Source organism: Curtobacterium sp. 8I-2 (assembly GCF_902506155.1).
GTDB classification, from domain to species: Bacteria; Actinomycetota; Actinomycetes; order Actinomycetales; family Microbacteriaceae; genus Curtobacterium; species Curtobacterium poinsettiae.
In genome coordinates this window covers 864,020-882,664 of the sequence record NZ_LR732827.1, presented here as the reverse complement: position 1 = coordinate 882,664, position 18,645 = coordinate 864,020, and the positions used below count along the sequence as shown (strand labels likewise).

The following is an 18,645-nucleotide window of genomic DNA, read 5'->3' as shown; positions in this document are numbered from 1 at the left end:
CAACCGTCCGCGGTACCCGAGTACGGTGACCGCGGCAGGGTGACCGGAACACCCGGACAGGAAGGCAGCATGGCCGCGCCAGAGCAGCAGAGCACGATCGCATCGGACCAGACCGTGCAGCCCACGCAGCTCCGTGTCGTCAGCTACAACCTCCGCGAGCACACCGCCAACGGCGAGCTCGCCGCACTGGCCGAGGCATCCGACGCCGACGTCCTGTGCGTGCAGGAGTGCGACAGCAACGACCTCGCTCCGTCGATCGGCGGCCTGTCGCTCGCCGCGTCGACCCGCACCAACCGACTCGGGCTCGCGATCTACAAGCGCGACGACCGCTTCGAGGTGCAGGACTTCAGCATCCACTCGCTGCAGAAGTCGCTGCACGACCGGGTCCTCGCACCCGCGCACGAACGACTCATCGCGATGCACCTGCGCGACACCGAGGCCGACGCCGAGGTCGTCGTCGCGTCGTTCCACGCCTCACCGTTGACCGCGACGAACTCCCTGCGCCGCAAGCAGATCGAGGCGGCGCACCAGTTCCTGCGCGAGCTCGCGAAGGACGTCCCCGCGGTCATGGTCGGCGACTTCAACTACCCGTGGTTCCAGACAAACCTGCGTCGCAAGATCGAGCAGGGCGGGTTCGCGCTGTCGCTGTCCGACCAGCCGACGTACCTGCGCTACCGCAAGTTCACGGGCCACTTCGACTTCGCGACGAGCGTCGGGCTGCACATCGCCGGCGTCGAGACCCTGCCGGCGGGCATCTCCGACCACCGTCCGATCCTGGTGCGAGCGCACTACGAGCACCCGGGCGAGACCGGCGCCGTCACCACCGTCGAGGCTCCCGCCGCCTGACCGGGTGCCCTCGGGCGCTGGTCGCTGGCTACCGCGGTCGCGCGACATGCCGCGCGCGCATGGCCGGCTGGTCACGAAGTGGCGGCTGGCGGCCGGGTGCGCGACGTGCCGCGGGTGTGCCGCCGGCTGGTCACGAAGTGTCGGTTGGCGGCCGGGCGGGCGACGGTTCGTGCGACCTCGGCGGTCGCGCGCGGGGAGTCATGACCGCTCGGCGGTGGGCGGTCGGGCGTGTCGGTGTCGCGTTCCGAGGGTGCGACCTGCCGCGGGTGTGCCGCCGGCTGGTCACGAAGTGTCGGCTGGCGGCCCGGCGGGCGACGGTTCGTGCGACCTCGGCGGACGTGAGCGGGGAGTCGTGACCGCTCGGTGGTGGGCGGTCGGGCGTGTCGACGCCGCGTTCCGGGGGCGCGACCAGCCGGCGGACGTGAGCGGGGAGTCGTGACCGCTCGGCGGACGACGCTGGGCGCGCCCGTTCAGCCCGCAACGCACTGGAGGCCCGGTGCCGGTCTCGTGGACCGGCACCGGGCCTCCAGGCGGTCGCCCGCAGAGCCCGCGACCGCGGGTCAGCGGCGCAGGGTCGCCCGCGCCAAGCGGTTGCCGATGAACTGGCCGAGCTGCACGATGACGACGATCGCCGCCACCGAGACGTAGACCACCCACCAGTCGTAGCGCTGCGAGCCGTAGGTGATCGCGTACTCGCCGAGGCCGCCGCCACCGATCAACGCACCCTGCGCCGTCATGTCGACGATGCCGATGTAGATGAACGTGTAGCCGAGGATCAGGGGGCCGAGACCCTCGGGGATGAGCACGGTCAGCAGGATCGAGACGGGGTGCGCGCCCGACGCCCGAGCCGCCTCGACGACGCCCGGGTCGACCGACAGCAGGTTCTGCTCGACGATCCGGGACACCGCGAAGGCCGCGGCCAGCGAGATCGCGAAGGTCACCGCGGGGACGCCGATCGTGGTCTGCACGACGACCCGCGACAACGGGGCGATCGCGGCGAGGAAGATCACGAACGGGATCGGGCGGATCAGGTTCACGAACACGTTGAGCACCGTGTACGCGGTGCGGTTGCCGAGCACGTTGCCCGGCCGGGTCGCGTAGAGCAGCAGGCCGAGCGCGAGGCCGATGACCCCGGCGATGACCAGCGAGATCAGCGACATCACGATGGTGTCGCGGATCGCTGCCAGGAAGACGTCGAACGTGTCGATCACGCTCTGGAACGAGTTGTTGTTCACGCGGCGGCCTCCTCGTCGGTGGTGACGCCGTCGGCGCGGAGCGCGGCGATTGCCCGGTCGATGGCGTCGGAACCGCCGGTCACCCCGGGCCCGCCGGACGCTCCGGGCCCGCTGGGCACTCCGGGCCCGCCGGAGGCACCGCCCGCTGCGCTCAGCTCGTAGGTGAGCGAGCCGATCCGACGCTCCCGGATCTCGCCGACCCCGCCGTAGACGAGCTCTGCGGTGACCCCGGCGGCGCGGAACGCGGCGTCGATGCGGTTCTGCAGCCCGGCCTCGTCGGTGATCTGCACCGTGACGAGCCGACCCGGGTGCCGGTCCCGGAGACGCCGGAGCGTCTCGGGCGAGGGCCGGTCGTGCAGCGCGGTGCGGACGAAGCGCTGCGCGGCACCGGTCTTCGGGGCGGAGAACACGTCGTAGACGTCCCCGACCTCGACGACCCGGCCCTGCTCCATCACGGCGACCCGGTCGGCGATCTGCCGGACGGCGTCCATCTCGTGCGTGATGACGATGATCGTGACGCCGAGCTCCCGGTTCACCCGGCGCAGCAGCGCGAGCACCTCGGACGTGGTGTCCGGGTCCAGGGCGCTGGTGGCCTCGTCGGCGAGCAGCAGGTCGGGCGACGCCGCCAGGGCGCGGGCGATGCCGACGCGCTGCTTCTGGCCGCCGGACAGCTGTTCCGGGTAGGCGTGGGCACGCTCGAGCAGGCCGACGAAGTCGAGCAGCTCGGCGACACGGCGGTCCCGCTCGGCCTTCGGCACACCGGCGACCTTGAGCGGGTACGCGACGTTGCCGGCGATCGTGCGGGACCGGAACAGGTTGAACTGCTGGAAGATCATCCCGATGTTCCGACGTGCCAGACGGCGGTCCCGCTCGGGGATCGCCGTCAGCTCGCGGCCCGCGACGGTGACCGTGCCGGAGCTCGGCAGCTCGAGTGCGTTGACCAGGCGGACCAGGGTGGACTTGCCGGCACCGGAGTACCCGATGACGCCGAGGACCTCTCCCTGGTGCACGTCCAGGGAGACGTCCTCGACGGCCACCACGGTCTCGCCGGTGTCGGCGCGGCGGTAGTGCTTCGAGACGCCGCGGAGTTCGACGAGGACCGGCACTACTGCTTGGCCGCCTTCGCGTCCTGCTCGACCTGGGCGAGCTCGTCCTGCAGCTTCGAGGCGCTCTCGTCGCGGGCGACGGCCTCGGGCAGGTCCTTCGCGAAGGCCTTCTGCACGGCGTCGTCCTGGAACAGCTCCGCCAGCTCGAGGTAGGTCTTGTTGCCCTTGTCCTCGTCGCGGACGGCGAACACGTTCACGTACGGGGCAGCGGTTGCGCTCGAGGGGTCGTCCTGGTAGATCGCGTCCGAGATCGGCAGGCCGGCCGCGGTGGCGAAGTTGTTGTTCACGACGGCGGCGGCGACGGAGCCCTGCTGCAGCGCGTTCGCGGTCTGCGAGGCGTCGAGGGGCTGGACGTCGACCTTCTTCGTCTCGATGTCGTCCGCGGTGGAGAACGCCGAGCCACCGTCCTTGAGCGTGATCAGGTCCGCCGCCTGCAGGATCAGGAGCGCACGGGCCTGGTTGATCGAGTCGTTCGGGATCGCGACCTTCGCGTTCGCGGGCAGCTCGGACGGCTTGTCGTACTTCGTCGCGTAGAGCGGCAGCGGGTACACGGCGGTGGAGCCGATGGGCTGCAGGTCGTCGTCGGACGTGACGTTGTAGTCCGCCAGGTACTGGATGTGCTGGAACTGGTTGATGTCCAGCTGGCCGTCCTTGAGCGCGGGGTTCGGCAGCGAGTAGTCCGAGAAGTTCGTCAGCTTGACCGTGACGTTGAGCTTCTCCTTCGCCAGCTTCGTGTACGTGCTCCAGTAGCCGAGCGACTTGTCCGAGACACCGATCGTGACGGTCTTCGGCGCGGCGTCGCCGGCTGCTCCGGCACCGTCGCTGCCGGAGCGCAGGGCTCCGACGACCACGGCGACGACGATGGCCACGACGACGATCGCGGCGGCGACGATCCAGCCGATCGGACGCCTGCCCGTCGGCTTCTCGGGCAGTGCTGGGGCTGCGGACATGCTGGTGCTCCTCGTGGGCCGTGCGTGCGGGGGAGCCGCGGTGGTCCGCGGCGTGGAGACGAGTGTGACCTGCGCCCCACCGCCGGAGCGAGTTCCGTTCCGTCGTGTTACGCAGCACTCGACCCGTGCCGCGTGCGTCGCAGGACGCGTCCCGACACGACTTGGTTGACTCGGACCGTGCGCAGCATCGAACTCGTCCTCGGCCCGGAGTCGGACGCCGCCGTGCGGTCGGCCTGGCAGGCCCTGATCGACGCCGACCTGCCGAGCCTGGGGCGACACCCCTCCCCGTCGAACGCGCCGCACGTCACCCTGGCCGCCGGGGAGACGCTGCCCGTGCCCGCCGGGTTCCGCACCTCGGTCCCGACGTCGATCCGGCTGGGCGGGCTGCTGCTCTTCCCCGCGGGCGCCGGCCGTTCGGTGCTCGTGCGCGCGGTGGTCCTCGACACGGCGCTCACCACCTTCCACGACGAGGTGCATGCGGTCGCCCCCGGCGGCGTCGAGACGTCGGTGCCCGGGCACTGGTCGCCGCACGTCACGCTGGCCCGCCGGGTGCGCGACGAGGACCTGCCACGGGCGGTCGCGGCGCTGCGTGCCGCGCCGCTGCCGGAGACGCTGGACGTGGGCGGTGTTCGGCACTGGGACGGTGAGACACGGACGATCACGCCGCTCGCGTTCACGTCGATCTGACCTCCGGCGGGGCGACGGCAGCACTGCCCGGCACTGCGCGGCGCTGCGCGGCGCTGCCTGCACTGCACTGCGCTGCGCTGCGCGGCGCTGCGCTGCGCGGCCTGGAGGCCCGGGTCAGGTCCCGAGCACCCGCTCGCCGAACGCGGATGCGAACGTCCGACCCGGGTCGGCCCGGGCGACCAGGTCGCGGAAGTCCGCCAGCCGCGGGTACAGCGCGGCGATCGCCGCGTGGTCGAGCGAGCTCATCTTGCCCCAGTGCGGGCGGCCGTCGAAGGGCGCGAGCCGGGCCTCCAGGTCGGGCAGGAGCGCGGCGACCTCGGCCGGGTGCTTCTGCCAGGTGAACGCGATGCAGAGGACGTCCTCGCCCTGGGTCGGGCTGAGCCAGAGGCCGTCCGCGGCCATCGTCCGGAGTTCGCAGACGTGCAGGTGCGGCTGGATCCGGTCCGCCAGTCCTCGGAGCGTGTCGAGGGCTCCAGCCGCGTGCCGGAGCGGGACGAAGTGCTCGCTCTGCACTTCGGACCCGTGGCTCGGGACCGATCCGATCGGGAAGTGCGGCAGCCGGTCCCACCACGGGCCGACGGAGCCGTCGCGCGCGGTCCGGTGGTCGTCGCCGGGGGTGCCGGGCAGGCGGGGTGCCCCGGCCAGCGCGTCCGGAACCGGCACGTCCCCGCCGCCGTCGGGCACGCGCGACTTCACCAGGACCTCGGTGATCGCGTCGCCGAACACCGTGTACGCGCACACCGAGTACGCGGCGGCGTGCACCTCGGCGACGTTCGCGGTGAAGGTGTCCCAGGGGATCGAGCCGTAGACGTCCTGACGCATCCGGTAGGTGGGCTCGACGTCGAGGGTCACCCGGGTCACGATGCCGAGCAGGCCGAGGTGCAGCACCGCACCGTCGAACCCCGGGTCCGTCCGGTCGGTCGTCCGGGCGGAGCCGTCCGGACCGAGCACCTCGAACGCGCGCACGGCGGTGGCGAGTGAACCCAGCGCCGTGCCGGAGCCGTGGGTACCGGTCGCGACCGCGCCCCCGACGGAGATGTGCGGCAGTGATCCGGTGTTGTGCAGGGCGAACCCGGCGCGGTCGATGTCGGACGCGACGTCGCCGTACCGGGTGCCGGCACCGAGCGTCACCGTGCGGTGCTCGGCGTCGACGACCAGGTCGGTGGGGATCCCGGTCAGGTCGAGCAGGACGCCCGGGGAGTCGGCGACGTCGTTGAAGGAGTGCCGGGTGCCGAGTCCGTGCACCCGTTCGGCGTCCGCCACGACCTGGGCGGCCTCGTCGATCGACGACGGACGGACGACCCGTTCGGCCGTGTACGTGACCGTGCCGGACCAGTTGAGCTCGCTCGTCGTCGACCGCATGGCGCCCACCCTGCCACGCAGTCCAGCGCCCGGTGCGAGCCGGGTGCGAGCCGGGCGCCGGTCCCCGTCACGGAATCGGCGCCCGGCGGGGTCCGTCGGTCAGTGCACGGGCGGGGGCGTCGGTGCGCCCTCGGGCACCTCGGGTCGGCGGACGAACACCGACGCCAGGATGCCGAACAGCGAGATGATCGCACCGACCATGAAGGCGGTGCCGACGCCCGACGCGGTGGCCACCTGGACCCCACGGGCACCGGAGCCCTCGACGGCGGTGGCCGCACCGATCGTCAGCAGCGTGACGAACAGGGCGGTGCCCGCTGCACCGGCGAGCTGCTGCGCCGTGCCGAGCACCGCGCTGCCGTGCGAGTACAGCTTCGGGGGCAGCCCGCCGAGCGCCGCGGTGAACAGCGGCGTGAAGGTCAGGGCCAGCCCGATGCTCAGCACCACGTGCGCACCGAGGACGAACCACACGCTCGTGTCGACGCCGACGGTGGAGAGCGCCCAGAGCACGGCGCTGACGATGATCGATCCGGGGATGAGCAGCACGCGCGGGCCACGGCGGTCGTAGATGCGACCGACGATGGGGGAGAGCAGGCCCATCAGCAGACCACCGGGGAGCAGCAGCAGGCCGACCTGCAGGACCTCGAGCCCGAGGACGCGCTCCAGGTAGATGGGCAGCAGGATGAGCGTGCCGAACATCGCCATGAAGCTCAGACCCATCGCGACGATCGGCACCGTGAAGCCGCGGGTGCGGAACGTGCGCAGGTCGAGCAGGGCGCTGTCGGTGCGCTGCAGGCGCGTCTGCCGGACGATGAACACCGCGAGGGCGACGGCGCCGACGACCAGGGTGGTCACCGGGACGAGCGGACCGGTCGCGCCGGCTTCACCGATGCTGGACAGGCCGTAGACGATGCCGCCGAACGCGAAGGCGGAGAGCACCACCGAGACGACGTCGATCGGCGCCTTGCGCGGCGTCGAGACGTTCTGCACCTTGACCATGCCGAGGATGAGCGCCGCGATCGCGATGGGCAGCACGAAGCCGAACAGCCAGCGCCACGAGAAGGCGTTGAGGATCAGGCCGGAGATCGTCGGGCCGATCGCCGGTGCGACCGAGATGACGATGGAGATGTTGCCCATGATGCGGCCACGGTGCGCGGGGTCGACGAGGGTCAGGACCGTCGTCATGAGCAGCGGCATCATGATCGCGGTGCCGCTGGCCTGCACGATGCGGCCGATGAGCAGCACCGTGAACCCGGGGGCGAGCAGGGCGATCAGCGTGCCGACCGAGAACAGGCCCATGGCCCAGACGAACACCGGGCGGGTGTTGAACCGCTGCAGCAGGAACCCGGTGATCGGGATGACGACCGCCATGGTGAGCAGGAAGCCGGTGGTCAGCCACTGACCGGTCGCGGCGCTGATGTCGAGGTCGTCCATGAGCCGGGGCAGCGCCACGCCCATGATCGTCTCGTTGAGGATGACGACGAACGCGGAGACGAGCAGCAGCCCGATCACGAGTCGGGTCTCGGCAGCGGACGGCTGCGAGACGCTTCCCGTGCGGGGGGCGGAATCGACGGCCTGGGTCATGCGGGTGCTCCTGGTGGGTCACGACGGGTGGAACGGGTGTGGCGCAGGACGCGCAGACAGGCCAACTCCCTGAGTGGATGCGATTATTCCGCTTCGCTGGCGACGTCCGCAGGTGGACGATCGGCACCGCCCCCGACGTGCCCGCGCGACGTCGGGCGTGTCCGCTCAGTGCAGGATCGCGAACCCGTCGGCGTCCCCGTGCGGCACGACCGACCGCAGGGAGACGTCGGTCACGGTCGCCGACGGCGGCCCGGTGCGCAGGCACGCCATCAGCGAGTCGACCGCGACCGAGGGGCCCTCGGCCTCGACCTCGACCGTGCCGTCCCAGAGGTTCCTCGCGTAGCCGACCAGGTCGAGCCCGTCGGCCTTCCGAGCGGTCCAGTACCGGAAGCCGACCCCCTGGACGGTCCCCGACACCACGGCATGCACCCTCGTCACCGTCGTCATGCCCTCCACGCTAACCGCGGCGTGCTCCCGGGAGTTTTCGGCCCCGTGACGATCTGTTTCCGGCTCGTGACGAGCGCACCCCGTCGGCAGTGATACTGTCATCCCAACCCGAACACTTCGAGTCAGATTGACACTATCTCTCTCATGGACGAACCAGGCATCCGCGTCGCGGTCTCCACCGTGATCGTGGCGCTGCGCCCGCACCCCGACACCGGTGCGCCGGCGCTGTGGATGCCACTCGTGCGTCGCGTCGCCGAACCGTTCGAGGGATCCTGGGCGCTCCCCGGCGGCTGGGTCGGCGACGACGAGGGGCTCGAGGACTCGGCGGCCGCCCGACTGCGCGAGACGACGAACGTCCAGCCGCGCTACCTCGAGCAGCTCTACGCGTTCGGCGACGTCGGACGCTCCCCGAGCCGGGTCGTGTCGATCGTGTACTGGGCGCTCGTGCACCCGGACGAGGCGAACGTCGTGCCCGACGACTGGAACGTCCGGTGGTTCCTGGCCGACGAGCACCCGCCGCTCGCCTTCGACCACGACCGCATCGTCGAGTACGCCCTGTGGCGGCTGCGCAACAAGATGTCGTACTCGCGGATCGCGCAGGCGTTCCTCGGTGACCGGTTCACCCTCGCCGAACTCCGCGGCGTGTACGAGGCGGTGCTCGGCCGAGCACTCGACCCCGCGAACTTCCGTCGGCAGGTCGAGAAGACCGACGCGGTCCTGCCGACCGACGAGACCACGAGCGGGGGCCGGCACCGTCCGGCTCGGCTGTACCGCTCGAACCCCGACCTGGCCTACGCGGACAACGGCCCGCTGCAGACCGGGGCCGATCAGCACCAGCAGCGGAACCGATAGGAAACCCCGTGTCCATCGCCACGACGATCGAGCTCATCTCCAACGGCAAGGCCGGCGGCAGCACCTGCACGCCCGACCTCGCGATGCCGACGTGGGACTTCGACTCCCGCCCCGGGTACGGCCCGGGATCGTCGATGTCCGACGTCATCCCGACGAGTGCCCCGCGCCAGGGCGTCCTGCCCGACGAGTACAAGACGGCCCCGACCGACGAGCTCCACGAGCGCATCGAGCGGGCGAAGGCCACCCTCGGCGACCGGGTCGTCGTCCTCGGGCACTTCTACCAGCGCGACGAGGTCGTCCGGCACGCGGACTTCCTCGGTGACTCGTTCCAGCTCGCGAACGCCGCCCTGACCAAGCCCGACGCCGAGGCGATCGTGTTCTGCGGCGTGCACTTCATGGCCGAGACCGCCGACATCCTGGCGCGCGACGACCAGCGCGTGATCCTGCCGAACCTGGCCGCCGGCTGCTCGATGGCGGACATGGCCGACATCGACAGCGTCGAGGCCGCGTGGGCCGAGCTCACCGCCGCGTACGGCACCGAGCCCGACGCCGACGGCCGCGTGCCCGTGATCCCGGTCACCTACATGAACTCCGCCGCCGACCTCAAGGCCTTCTGCGGGCGCAACGGCGGCATCGTCTGCACCTCGTCGAACGCAGCGACGGTGCTCGAGTGGGCCTTCGAGCGCGGGCAGCGCGTCCTGTTCTTCCCCGACCAGCACCTCGGCCGCAACACCGCGAAGGCGATGGGCATCAGCACCGACCTGATGCCGATGTGGAACCCCCGGAAGCCCCTCGGCGGCAACGAGACGAGTGAACTCGAAGCGGCGAAGGTCATCCTCTGGCACGGCTTCTGCTCGGTGCACCGTCGCTTCACGGTCGACCAGATCGACCAGGCCCGCCGCGAGCACCCGGGTGTGCGGGTCATCGTGCACCCGGAGTGCCCGATGGCCGTCGTCGACGCTGCCGACCACGCCGGCAGTACCGACCTGATCCGGAAGACCGTCGCTGCCGCCACCGAACCGACGACCTTCGCGATCGGCACCGAGATCAACATGGTGAACCGGCTCGCCGCCGAGTACCCGCAGCACACGATCTTCTGCCTCGACCCGGTCGTCTGCCCCTGCTCGACGATGTACCGGATCCACCCGGGCTACCTCGCCTGGGTGCTCGAGGCACTCGTCCGCGGCGAGGTCCTCAACGAGATCGTCGTCCCCGCCGACGTGCAGGCCGACGCCAAGGTCGCGCTCGAGCGCATGCTCGCGGCGAAGCCCCGCGGCTGACACACGAGTCCGACCGAACGAGGGAGACCACCGTGCACGTCGTCATCGTCGGCTCCGGCATCGCCGGGCTGACCGCAGCGATCCGCGCCAGTGCCCTGCACGACGTCACCCTCGTGACGAAGGGGGCGCTCGCCGACAGCGCCACCGCGTACGCCCAGGGCGGCATCGCGGTGGCGCTCGGTGCCGACGACTCCGCGGCACTGCACCAGGCCGACACCCACGTCGCCGCGGCCGGCAGTGCCGACGCGCGTGCCGTCGAGGTCCTGTGCACCGACGGCCCGGCCCGCGTCCGCGACCTGCTCGCCCTCGGCGTGCCCTTCGACCGGTCGTCGGACCCGGCGACCCTCGACCGGTACGGCGACGACCTGGCCCGCGGTCGTGAAGCCGCGCACGGCCGGTGGCGCGTCGTGCACGCCGACGGTGACGCGACCGGGGCCGCCGTCGAGCGCACCCTCATCGCGGCACTGCACCGACGGCACGTCACGATCCTGGAGCGCACCAGCCTGACCGACCTCGTCGTCCGTGACGGGGCAGTCGTCGGCGCCGACGTCCTGGACCTGCTCGGAGAACCCCGCCGGCTCGACGCGGACGCCGTCGTCATCGCGTCCGGGGGAGCGGGGCACCTGTACCGCGAGACGACGAACCCCCTGGTGGCGACGGGCGACGGGGTCGCCGCCGCCTGGCGAGCCGGCGCCGTCCTCGCCGACCTGGAGTTCGTCCAGTTCCACCCGACGCGGCTGGCGGTCCCCGGCGGCGGCCTGGTGTCCGAAGCCGTCCGCGGTGAAGGTGCCGTCCTCCGCGACGCCGCCGGACACCGCTTCATGACGGACGTGCACCCGGACGCCGAGCTCGCCCCGCGTGACGTCGTCGCCCGCGGGATCGCCGCCGCGGTGCGCGACCAGGGCGGCGCACCCGTGCTCCTCGACGCCACCGGCCTCGACGCCGGGTTCCTGGTCGCCCGGTTCCCCGGACTCACCCGGGCCACCCGCGCCGCCGGGTTCGACTGGACCCGCGAGGGCGTCCCGGTCGCACCGGCCGCGCACTACTCGATGGGCGGCATCGCCACCGACGCCGAGGGCCGCTCCAGCCTGCCCGGACTCCTCGCCGTCGGTGAAGTCGCCTGCACAGGGGTCCACGGTGCCAACCGGCTCGCCTCGAACTCCCTGCTCGAGGGGCTCGTCTTCGCGGTCCGCGCAGCGGACGCGGTCACCGCACCGCGACCCGGCCTGCTCCGCCTGCGCGGGGACGCCGGTCTGCACGTCACCAGCGTGCCCCGAGCGGCCGACGCGACCCCTTCCTCCCCCCACCTGCTCGGCCGTCACGCCGCTCCGCAGGCTCCGCAGCGCGCCGGAACCGGCAGGCGTGGGCCCAGTCCGACCCGGCCTGGAGGCGCGACCCACCTCGACGACGCCGGTGCCGTCCGGCAGGCGGTCCAGTCCGTCATGACGGACCGCGTCGGCCTGCTCCGTGACGCCGTCGGGCTGGCGAGCGCGCGCCGCGACCTCGACGCGCTGACCGCGCCGACCGGCGGCGGCGTGCGTGAGCACGAGGACCGTGCGCTCCTCGACCTGGCCCGACTCGTCGCGCTCGCCGCCGAGGCCCGCACCGAGTCCCGCGGGGCGCACGCCCGCACCGACCACCCCGACACCGACCCCACCGCCCCGGCCTCGTACGCCTGGGTCGCCGACCGCACCGACGCCGGTCCCGACCAGCACGCCCACGAACGCGCCGACGGTTCCGCAGCCGTCCCGCAGGAGGTACCCGCATGACCACCGACCCCGGCACCATCCCGCCGCACGCGCTCCGTCGCGTGATCGAGACCGCGCTCGAGGAGGACGCGCCCTGGGGCGACGTCACCAGCGAGACCCTGATCCCCGTGGAGGCGACCGCGACCGCCACCCTCGGCGCGCGCGAGCCGGGCGTGCTGAGCGGCGGCGCGGTGTTCGTCGCCGTGATGCACGCCGTCGACCCGTCGATCCAGGCCGTGGTGCACGTCGCCGACGGCACGCACTTCGCGGCGGGCGACGTCCTCGCGACCGTGACCGGGTCGGCGCGGGCCGTGCTGCGGGCCGAACGGGTCGCCCTCAACCTGGTGCAGCGGATGTCGGGCATCGCCACGGTCACCGCGGCCCACGTCGCCGCCGCCGCGGGCACCGCTGCGCGGATCGTCGACACCCGGAAGACGACGCCGGGCCTCCGAGCACTCGAGCGGTACGCCGTCCGGTGTGGTGGCGGACACAACCACCGCACCTCGCTCTCCGACGCCGTGCTCGCCAAGGACAACCACCTGGCGGTGCTCCTGGCCGGCGGGATCGGCATCGGCGACGCGATCGCCCAGGCCCGCCAGCGGCTCGGGCACACCGTGCACGTGGAGGTCGAGGTCGACCGCATCGACCAGATCGAAGCAGTCGTCGCGGCCGGGGTCGACACGATCATGCTCGACAACTTCACCCCCGACGATCTGGTGACCGGGGTCGGGATCGTCGCCGGGCGCGCGCTCGTCGAGGCCTCGGGCGGGGTCTCGCTCGACACCGTCGCGGCCATCGCGGCGACCGGTGTCGACGTCATCTCGGTCGGGGCGCTGACCCACTCGGCACGGGCACTCGACCTCGGGCTCGACATCGACGTCGCGGTGCCCGAGCACGTCGCGGTGCCCGTGCAGGACTAGTCGTGTTCTACCTGGACCGCGCGGCCACCACCCCGGTCCGCCGCGAGGTGCTCGAGGCGATGTGGCCCTACCTGACGGGGGTGTTCGGCAACCCCTCGTCGACGCACGGGGTCGGGGACGAGGCCGCGCGAGGACTCACCGCCGCACGGGCCGCCGTCGCCGCGGTGCTCGGGTGCCGGCCCGCCGAGGTCGTCTTCACCACCGGCGGCACCGAGGGGGCGAACACCGCGATCAAGGGGATCGCCCTCGCCGCGCCCCGCGGTCGGCACGTGGTCACGAGCGCCATCGAGCACGAGGCCGTGCTCGAGAGCTGCGCCTACCTCGCCCGCTTCCACGACTTCGACGTCACCGTGCTGCCCGTCGGGCCGGACGGCCGCGTCGACCCGGCGGTGCTGCGCGCGGCGCTCCGCCCCGACACCACGCTCGTCTCGATCGCGCACGCCGACAACGAGATCGGCACCGTGCAGGACGTCCCCGTGCTCGCCGCGGTGGCGCACGAGGTCGGGGCGCGGTTCCACACCGACGCCGTGCAGTCCGCGCCCTGGCTGCCGATCGGCCTCGGGACCCTGGGCGTCGACGCGCTGTCGTTGTCCGGGCACAAGCTCGGTGCTCCGAAGGGCACCGGCGTGCTCGCCGTGGGTTCCGGCGTCCCGCTCGAGCCGCTGCTGCACGGCGGTGGTCAGGAACGGGGACGGCGGTCCGGCACCGAGGACGTGGCCGGAGCGGTGGCGGTGGCCACGGCGCTCGGGCTGGCGGCGGAGTCGGTGCGGTCGGGGGCGGGCACGGCGACCACGGTGCGCGACTCGGTGCTCGACGGCGTGCTCGCCGCCGTCCCCGGTGCGTTCGTCTCCGGGTCGCGGGAGCACCGGCTGCCCGGGCACGCGTCGTTCTGCTTCCCGGGCGTCAACGGCGAGACCGTCCTGCTCGAGCTCGAGCAGCGCGACGTCGTGTCGTCGTCGGGCAGCGCCTGCGCAGCGGGCAGCACGGAAGCCTCGCACGTGCTCACGGCGCTTGGGATCCCCGAGGACGTGGCCCGGACCGGGCTCCGTCTGACGTTCGACGCGACGCTCACGGCCGGCGATGTCCCGTTCGTCGTGGGGGCCGTGGCCGACGCCGTGGCGACCGTCCGCGCCCTCGGCTGAGGTGTACTAGACGTTCTACTCCATCTCTGGGTACGTGTCCCCTCTTCTGCGGACAACCGATCTGCGTCAGAGTGTCGTCATGGCGAACGTGATGGTGGCCCGGACACGACGGGACGACCGCTTCCGAGCGGTGCAGCTCCTGCCGGCGCCGGCCACTCTCGTCGCGCTCGCCCTGGCAGCGCAGCACGACCTCGGCACGGCCCCGCTCGGGCTCATCGCCGTGGTCGGAGCGCTCGCGACCGCCGGGAGTGCCCTGCTCCCGATGGTCCGGCCAGCCGCCGCCCACCGGTCGATGCCTGCACCGACCGAGACGGACCGGTACCGAGAGGACACCGAACACCCTTGAGGTCCACCACCGTGCGGTTCCCCTGAACCGAGCCGCGCGGTGGACCCAGACCGGATGTCGACCCCCTGATCGGCGTCCGGCGCGGGGCGCGACGTTCCCCTGTCGTCGTGTCCCGCCGTACACCGCGATCCCGCCGTGGGTCGACGTCCGCACCCCTCCAGCGGCGTCGGTTCCCCTGCAGCCCACGGCGGGATCCGGTTCCCCGGTAGCGTCGTCGCATGCCCTCGTACCGCGTGACCCTGGCGATCGGTGCCCTGGCGTCCGGGACGGCACCGGACGCCGTCCTGCCCGCCGCTGCCGCCCTGGTGCGCGAACACGCCGTGGTCGAGGCCGAGGACGTCCGGCTGCTCCGTGGCGTCCCGTGCGCGGTCGTGCGCTTCGAGGCCGAGGACGACCGGACCGCCGCAGCCGTGCGGGACGCCGCCGTCGACGGGCTGCGCGACGTCGTCGAGATCCGCTCCGACGTGGTCACCCGGCGCGAGGGCGGTCGCTGGATCCCGGTCGCCTGAGAGCCGGGCGGTCGCCTGACGGTCAGACGGTGGGCGTCGCCGGTTCTGGGGTCCCCGGCCAGACGTAGGCAAGGTCGTCCGGTACGTCCGGGAACAGCTCCCGGTAGTGCTCCGGCGCCTTCTGCACGAGCTTCGACCGGTGCGAGACGTGCAGGGCCTCGTCGTCGTTCCACGGCGGGATCGGCACGTCGCCGCGCTCGTACGCCACCAGGTCCTCCGGCACGCGGCCCAGGTCGAGCAGGGTCTTCTCGAGACAGGTGTCTGCGTACCCGCGCTCGGCCCAGACGCGGCACGTGGCCTCCTGGTACGCCATCAGCGCCGGACGGTAGCCGCGCCACATCGCCGTCACCGGGTGGTGCTGCCAGCCGTAGTCGGGGAGCGTCAGTGCGCGCATCACCTGCAGGGTCTCGACCCGCTGCTTGCCGAGCCGCCGGTCGTCGAGGACCTCGGCGGAAGCCCGGAAGTCGGCGTACGGCAGGAAGGTCTGCATGGCGCGGACGCTACCCCGACCGACTGGCACCCGACACATGTCGTCACGAACGTGCCGCCCGCCCCGGCAGCGTGTGAGCATCGACCGCATGAGCGGAGAACTGGTCGTCGGCGTCAGTGGCAGCCCATCGGACCCCTCGCGGACCTCGACCCTGGTCGCGGCGACGGTGGCCCGGTTGGCCGAGGAGATCGACGGCGCCCGGACCGAGACGATCGAGATCGGCCCGCTGCTGGCCGACCTCGGCGCGGCCTCGGGTCGCGAGACGATGTCCGACCGCACCCGCCGGGCCCTCGAGACGGTGGAGGCCGCGGACGTGCTCGTCGTCGGCAGCCCGGCCTTCCGCGCGGCCTACTCCGGCGCCTTCAAGCTGTTCTTCGACTGGGTCGGCCAGTACGACCTCGTCGACACCCCGGTGCTCCTCACTGCCACCGGTGGCAGCGACCGGCACGCCCTGCTCGTCGAGCACCAGATGCGCCCGTTGTTCGGCTTCTTCCAGTCCACGACGCTGCCGCTCGGGGTGTTCGGCAACGAGCGGGACTTCACCAAGCGCGAGGGTGGCTACGACATCGCGAGCGTCGACCTCGAGCTCCGCATCGACCAGGCCGTGCGCCGCGCCGTACCGCTGATCCGTGGCGGCTTCGCCACCGCAGGCCTCACCGACGTGCGGCGTCCCGCCGACTTCTGATCCGCGCGCGTGCGCCCCGTCCTTCCGGGCGTACCCGGTGCTTCCGGGTGTCCCTGGTCGGAAGTTCCCATCAGGGACGCCCGGAACCACCTGGCATCGCGCGTGCGACTGGAAGGAACGGGCGCGAGCCAGCGTGAGCAGCAGGCGGACGGGAGGCCCGTGGCGGCGCCGCCACGGGCCTCCCGGTCTTCTGTGGGTCAGGCGAGCAGGGACGCGACGTGCGCGACCGCCAGTCGGTAGCCGTCGGCACCCGCGCCGGCGATGACCGCCGTCGCGGCGGTGGCGACGTGGTCGACGTGGCGGAACGGCTCGCGCTTCCACGTGTTCGACAGGTGCACCTCGACGACGGGGACCCACAGGGCCTCCACCGCGTCGTGCAGTGCGACCGAGGTGTGCGCGTACGCGGCCGGGTTGATCACGACCGCGGCGAAGTCGTCGAGCGCCTCGTGCAGCCACTCGACCAGCTCACCCTCGCGGTTGGTCTGGCGGAAGTCGGCCTCGAGCCCGTGCACCGCTGCTTCGGTGTGCACGATCGCCTCGATCTCGGCGAGCGTCACGGTGCCGTACTGCTCCGGGTCGCGGCGCCCGAGGATGTCGAGGTTCGGGCCGTTGAGGACGAGGATGCGCGACGCGTCGGTCATGGGCCGAGCGTAGCGAACCGGGGGAGCGATGCGCGGCGCGGACGATGCATGCGCGGGCTATGTGAACGGTCACAAACCGGTGTAACGTCTTCGTCCGGGTCGGCAGAGTTGTCGACTGCAACACACTGACGTGGAGATGTGAATGGTTCTCGCTGCAGCGAACGAAGGGATCCGGCTCGACTTGGGCTGGGTCGACTACCTGATGATCATCGTGTACTTCGCGGTCGTCATCGGGATCGGGTTCACCGCCCGCAAGCAGGTCCGGACGAGCATGGACTTCTTCCTGTCCGGCCGCTCGATGCCGGCGTGGATCACGGGCCTGGCGTTCGTGTCCGCGAACCTCGGTGCCACCGAGATCCTCGGCATGGCGGCGAACGGTGCCCAGATCGGCATGGCCACCCTGCACTACTACCTCGTCGGCGCCGTGCCCGCGATGGTGTTCCTCGGCCTCGTGATGATGCCGTTCTACTACGGCTCGAAGGTCCGCTCGGTGCCGGAGTTCATGCTGCGCCGCTTCGGCAAGGCGCCGCACCTGGTGAACGCGATCGCGTTCGCGGTGTCGAACGTGCTCATCGCGGGCATCAACCTGTACGCGATGGCCATCGTCATCGAGGCCATGCTCGGCTGGCCGGAGTGGCTGGCGATCATCGTCTCCGCGGGCTTCGTGCTCGTCTACATCACCCTCGGCGGACTCTCGAGCGCGATCTACAACGAGGTCATGCAGTTCTTCGTGATCATCGCCGGGCTCATCCCGCTGACGATCGTCGGTCTGCACCGCGTCGGCGGGTGGGACGGCCTGTCGAAGGCGATCACCAAGACCCAGGGTGTGCAGCACCTGCAGGCCTGGGCCGGCACCGGCTTCGGTGACGTCACCAACCCGATCGGTGCCAACTGGCTCGCCATCGTGCTCGGCCTGGGCTTCGTGCTCGGGTTCGGCTACTGGACCACCAACTTCACCGAGGTGCAGCGTGCATTCTCGGCGAAGAACATGTCCGCGGCCCGCCGCACCCCGCTCATCGCCGCGATCCCGAAGCTCTTCATCCCGGCCATCGTCGTCATCCCCGGCCTCATTGCCGCGGCCGTCGTGGGCAACCAGTTCGCGGACGGCACACTCACCTACAACGACGCGATCCCGAAGCTCATCCAGATGTACCTGCCGACCGGTGTGCTCGGCATCGCCGTGACCGGTCTGCTGGCATCGTTCATGGCCGGCATGGCGGCGAACGTCTCGTCGTTCAACACCGTCTTCACCTACGACATCTGGCAGCGCTACATCCGCCCGAACATGCCCGACCTGCACTACCTGAAGACGGGCCGCTGGGTCACCGTCGTCGGCGTCGTGGTCGGCATCGCGACCGCGTTCATCGCGGCCCAGGCGTCGAACATCATGACCTACATGCAGACGCTGTTCTCGTTCTTCAACGCACCGCTGTTCGCCGTGTTCATCCTCGGCCTGCTGTGGAAGCGCATGACGACGCAGGGTGCGCTGTGGGGCTACGTCCTCGGCATCGTGACCCCGACGATCACCTGGATCGCGTACCTGGTGAACCCCGACCTGTTCGCCACGGCCACCGCGGAGACCCTGTACGGCGCGATCATCTCGTTCGTCACCGTGCTGGTCGTCGGCTTCGTCGTCTCGATGCTGACCAAGCCGAAGGACGAGAAGGAACTCGGCGGGCTCGTCTACGGCATCGGCAAGATCGACCTGCACGGCGACTCGGTCGCGACGGACACCGCCTGGTACCGCTCGCCCGCGCTGCTCGGCACCGTCGCGCTCGTGCTGTGCGTCGTCCTGTACCTCCCGTTCCTCTGATCCGC

At 71.7% G+C, this 18,645-nt stretch carries 19 protein-coding genes; 11 read left to right on the top strand and 8 right to left on the bottom strand.

Going from position 1 to position 18,645, the window contains the following annotated elements; genetic code table 11:
• Positions 1-69 precede the first annotated feature (69 nt).
• Positions 70-846: an endonuclease/exonuclease/phosphatase family protein gene (locus tag BOSE127_RS07885; RefSeq protein ID WP_017888523.1), complete on the top strand. Its 777-nt coding sequence runs from the start codon at positions 70-72 to the stop codon at positions 844-846.
• Positions 847-1,406: 560 nt separating this feature from the next.
• Here the strand turns inward: BOSE127_RS07885 and BOSE127_RS07880 are convergent.
• The 3 genes from BOSE127_RS07880 to BOSE127_RS07870 are packed head-to-tail and all read right to left on the bottom strand — an operon-like array spanning position 1,407 to position 4,137.
• Complete coding sequence (locus BOSE127_RS07880) at positions 1,407-2,081, bottom strand: methionine ABC transporter permease (protein ID WP_017888525.1); 675 nt, start codon at positions 2,079-2,081, stop codon at positions 1,407-1,409.
• The gene (locus BOSE127_RS07875; protein WP_159556810.1) at positions 2,078-3,187 is read right to left on the bottom strand and encodes a methionine ABC transporter ATP-binding protein; all 1,110 of its coding nucleotides are present in this window, start codon (positions 3,185-3,187) and stop codon (positions 2,078-2,080) included. The genes BOSE127_RS07880 and BOSE127_RS07875 overlap by 4 nt, the downstream gene beginning before the upstream one ends.
• The gene (locus tag BOSE127_RS07870; RefSeq protein WP_042538113.1) at positions 3,187-4,137 is read right to left on the bottom strand and encodes a MetQ/NlpA family ABC transporter substrate-binding protein; all 951 of its coding nucleotides are present in this window, start codon (positions 4,135-4,137) and stop codon (positions 3,187-3,189) included. The genes BOSE127_RS07875 and BOSE127_RS07870 overlap by 1 nt, the downstream gene beginning before the upstream one ends.
• A 177-nt stretch (positions 4,138-4,314) precedes the next feature.
• On the opposite strand from BOSE127_RS07870, the gene BOSE127_RS07865 reads away from it, so the two are divergent.
• Entirely contained in the window at positions 4,315-4,824 is a 510-nt protein-coding gene (locus tag BOSE127_RS07865; protein WP_159556807.1) for a 2'-5' RNA ligase family protein, read from the top strand.
• Positions 4,825-4,938: 114 nt separating this feature from the next.
• Here the strand turns inward: BOSE127_RS07865 and BOSE127_RS07860 are convergent, their stop codons facing one another.
• The 3 genes from BOSE127_RS07860 to BOSE127_RS07850 form a co-directional block, all read right to left on the bottom strand.
• On the bottom strand, positions 4,939-6,186 hold the full coding sequence (locus tag BOSE127_RS07860) for an FAD-binding protein (RefSeq protein ID WP_159556805.1): 1,248 nt from the start codon (positions 6,184-6,186) through the stop codon (positions 4,939-4,941).
• Positions 6,187-6,285: 99 nt separating this feature from the next.
• Positions 6,286-7,767 (bottom strand): MDR family MFS transporter, encoded by a 1,482-nt coding sequence (locus BOSE127_RS07855; RefSeq protein ID WP_159556803.1) that lies wholly within the window; start codon positions 7,765-7,767, stop codon positions 6,286-6,288.
• A gap of 165 nt (positions 7,768-7,932) precedes the next feature.
• Positions 7,933-8,214 (bottom strand): acylphosphatase, encoded by a 282-nt coding sequence (locus BOSE127_RS07850; RefSeq protein WP_052481700.1) that lies wholly within the window; start codon positions 8,212-8,214, stop codon positions 7,933-7,935.
• A gap of 144 nt (positions 8,215-8,358) precedes the next feature.
• Between BOSE127_RS07850 and BOSE127_RS07845 the strand changes: the two genes are divergently transcribed.
• The 7 genes from BOSE127_RS07845 (at position 8,359) to BOSE127_RS07815 (ending at position 15,011) form a co-directional block, all read left to right on the top strand.
• Positions 8,359-9,066: an NUDIX hydrolase gene (locus BOSE127_RS07845; protein WP_017888532.1), complete on the top strand. Its 708-nt coding sequence runs from the start codon at positions 8,359-8,361 to the stop codon at positions 9,064-9,066.
• An 8-nt stretch (positions 9,067-9,074) separates the two neighbouring features.
• On the top strand, positions 9,075-10,346 hold the full coding sequence (gene nadA / locus BOSE127_RS07840; RefSeq protein ID WP_159556801.1) for a quinolinate synthase NadA: 1,272 nt from the start codon (positions 9,075-9,077) through the stop codon (positions 10,344-10,346).
• Positions 10,347-10,378: 32 nt separating this feature from the next.
• Positions 10,379-12,115, top strand: coding sequence for an L-aspartate oxidase (locus BOSE127_RS07835; protein WP_159556799.1), 1,737 nt, complete (start codon positions 10,379-10,381; stop codon positions 12,113-12,115).
• A complete protein-coding gene (gene nadC / locus BOSE127_RS07830) occupies positions 12,112-13,014 on the top strand; it encodes a carboxylating nicotinate-nucleotide diphosphorylase (protein WP_159556797.1) in 903 nt (300 codons plus the stop codon). Before BOSE127_RS07835 ends, nadC begins: the two co-directional genes overlap by 4 nt.
• 2 nt (positions 13,015-13,016) lie before the next feature.
• Positions 13,017-14,156 carry a cysteine desulfurase family protein gene (locus BOSE127_RS07825; RefSeq protein WP_159556795.1) on the top strand — a complete coding sequence of 380 codons (1,140 nt, stop codon included), beginning with the start codon at positions 13,017-13,019 and terminating at the stop codon, positions 14,154-14,156.
• 79 nt (positions 14,157-14,235) lie between these two features.
• Positions 14,236-14,502, top strand: coding sequence for a hypothetical protein (locus BOSE127_RS07820; RefSeq protein ID WP_017888537.1), 267 nt, complete (start codon positions 14,236-14,238; stop codon positions 14,500-14,502).
• A gap of 218 nt (positions 14,503-14,720) precedes the next feature.
• Positions 14,721-15,011: a hypothetical protein gene (locus BOSE127_RS07815; RefSeq protein WP_159556793.1), complete on the top strand. Its 291-nt coding sequence runs from the start codon at positions 14,721-14,723 to the stop codon at positions 15,009-15,011.
• 22 nt (positions 15,012-15,033) lie between these two features.
• Here BOSE127_RS07815 and BOSE127_RS07810 read toward each other — a convergent pair whose 3' ends face one another.
• A complete protein-coding gene (locus tag BOSE127_RS07810) occupies positions 15,034-15,501 on the bottom strand; it encodes an MSMEG_6728 family protein (RefSeq protein ID WP_140449016.1) in 468 nt (155 codons plus the stop codon).
• Positions 15,502-15,589: 88 nt separating this feature from the next.
• On the opposite strand from BOSE127_RS07810, the gene BOSE127_RS07805 reads away from it, so the two are divergent.
• On the top strand, positions 15,590-16,186 hold the full coding sequence (locus BOSE127_RS07805) for an NAD(P)H-dependent oxidoreductase (RefSeq protein WP_056071056.1): 597 nt from the start codon (positions 15,590-15,592) through the stop codon (positions 16,184-16,186).
• 197 nt (positions 16,187-16,383) lie between these two features.
• On the opposite strand, the gene aroQ is transcribed toward BOSE127_RS07805, so the two are convergent.
• Complete coding sequence (gene aroQ / locus BOSE127_RS07800) at positions 16,384-16,827, bottom strand: type II 3-dehydroquinate dehydratase (RefSeq protein WP_017888541.1); 444 nt, start codon at positions 16,825-16,827, stop codon at positions 16,384-16,386.
• A gap of 142 nt (positions 16,828-16,969) precedes the next feature.
• Here aroQ and BOSE127_RS07795 point away from each other — a divergent pair, with 142 nt between their 5' ends.
• Positions 16,970-18,640 (top strand): sodium:solute symporter family protein, encoded by a 1,671-nt coding sequence (locus tag BOSE127_RS07795; protein WP_017888542.1) that lies wholly within the window; start codon positions 16,970-16,972, stop codon positions 18,638-18,640.
• The last annotated feature ends 5 nt before the right edge of the window (positions 18,641-18,645 follow it).

What these genes read in the sequence shown, in the direction of transcription:
- BOSE127_RS07845 (WP_017888532.1), top strand. Translation starts at nt 8,359, where the DNA reads ATGGACGAACCAGGCATCCGCGTCGCGGTCTCCACCGTGATCGTGGCG.
- BOSE127_RS07850 (WP_052481700.1), bottom strand. Translation starts at nt 8,214, where the DNA reads ATGACGACGGTGACGAGGGTGCATGCCGTGGTGTCGGGGACCGTCCAG.
- BOSE127_RS07870 (WP_042538113.1), bottom strand. Translation starts at nt 4,137, where the DNA reads ATGTCCGCAGCCCCAGCACTGCCCGAGAAGCCGACGGGCAGGCGTCCG.
- BOSE127_RS07815 (WP_159556793.1), top strand. Translation starts at nt 14,721, where the DNA reads ATGCCCTCGTACCGCGTGACCCTGGCGATCGGTGCCCTGGCGTCCGGG.
- BOSE127_RS07860 (WP_159556805.1), bottom strand. Translation starts at nt 6,186, where the DNA reads ATGCGGTCGACGACGAGCGAGCTCAACTGGTCCGGCACGGTCACGTAC.
- BOSE127_RS07855 (WP_159556803.1), bottom strand. Translation starts at nt 7,767, where the DNA reads ATGACCCAGGCCGTCGATTCCGCCCCCCGCACGGGAAGCGTCTCGCAG.
- BOSE127_RS07885 (WP_017888523.1), top strand. Translation starts at nt 70, where the DNA reads ATGGCCGCGCCAGAGCAGCAGAGCACGATCGCATCGGACCAGACCGTG.
- BOSE127_RS07805 (WP_056071056.1), top strand. Translation starts at nt 15,590, where the DNA reads ATGAGCGGAGAACTGGTCGTCGGCGTCAGTGGCAGCCCATCGGACCCC.
- BOSE127_RS07795 (WP_017888542.1), top strand. Translation starts at nt 16,970, where the DNA reads ATGGTTCTCGCTGCAGCGAACGAAGGGATCCGGCTCGACTTGGGCTGG.
- nadC (WP_159556797.1), top strand. Translation starts at nt 12,112, where the DNA reads ATGACCACCGACCCCGGCACCATCCCGCCGCACGCGCTCCGTCGCGTG.
- BOSE127_RS07820 (WP_017888537.1), top strand. Translation starts at nt 14,236, where the DNA reads ATGGCGAACGTGATGGTGGCCCGGACACGACGGGACGACCGCTTCCGA.
- aroQ (WP_017888541.1), bottom strand. Translation starts at nt 16,827, where the DNA reads ATGACCGACGCGTCGCGCATCCTCGTCCTCAACGGCCCGAACCTCGAC.
- BOSE127_RS07810 (WP_140449016.1), bottom strand. Translation starts at nt 15,501, where the DNA reads ATGCAGACCTTCCTGCCGTACGCCGACTTCCGGGCTTCCGCCGAGGTC.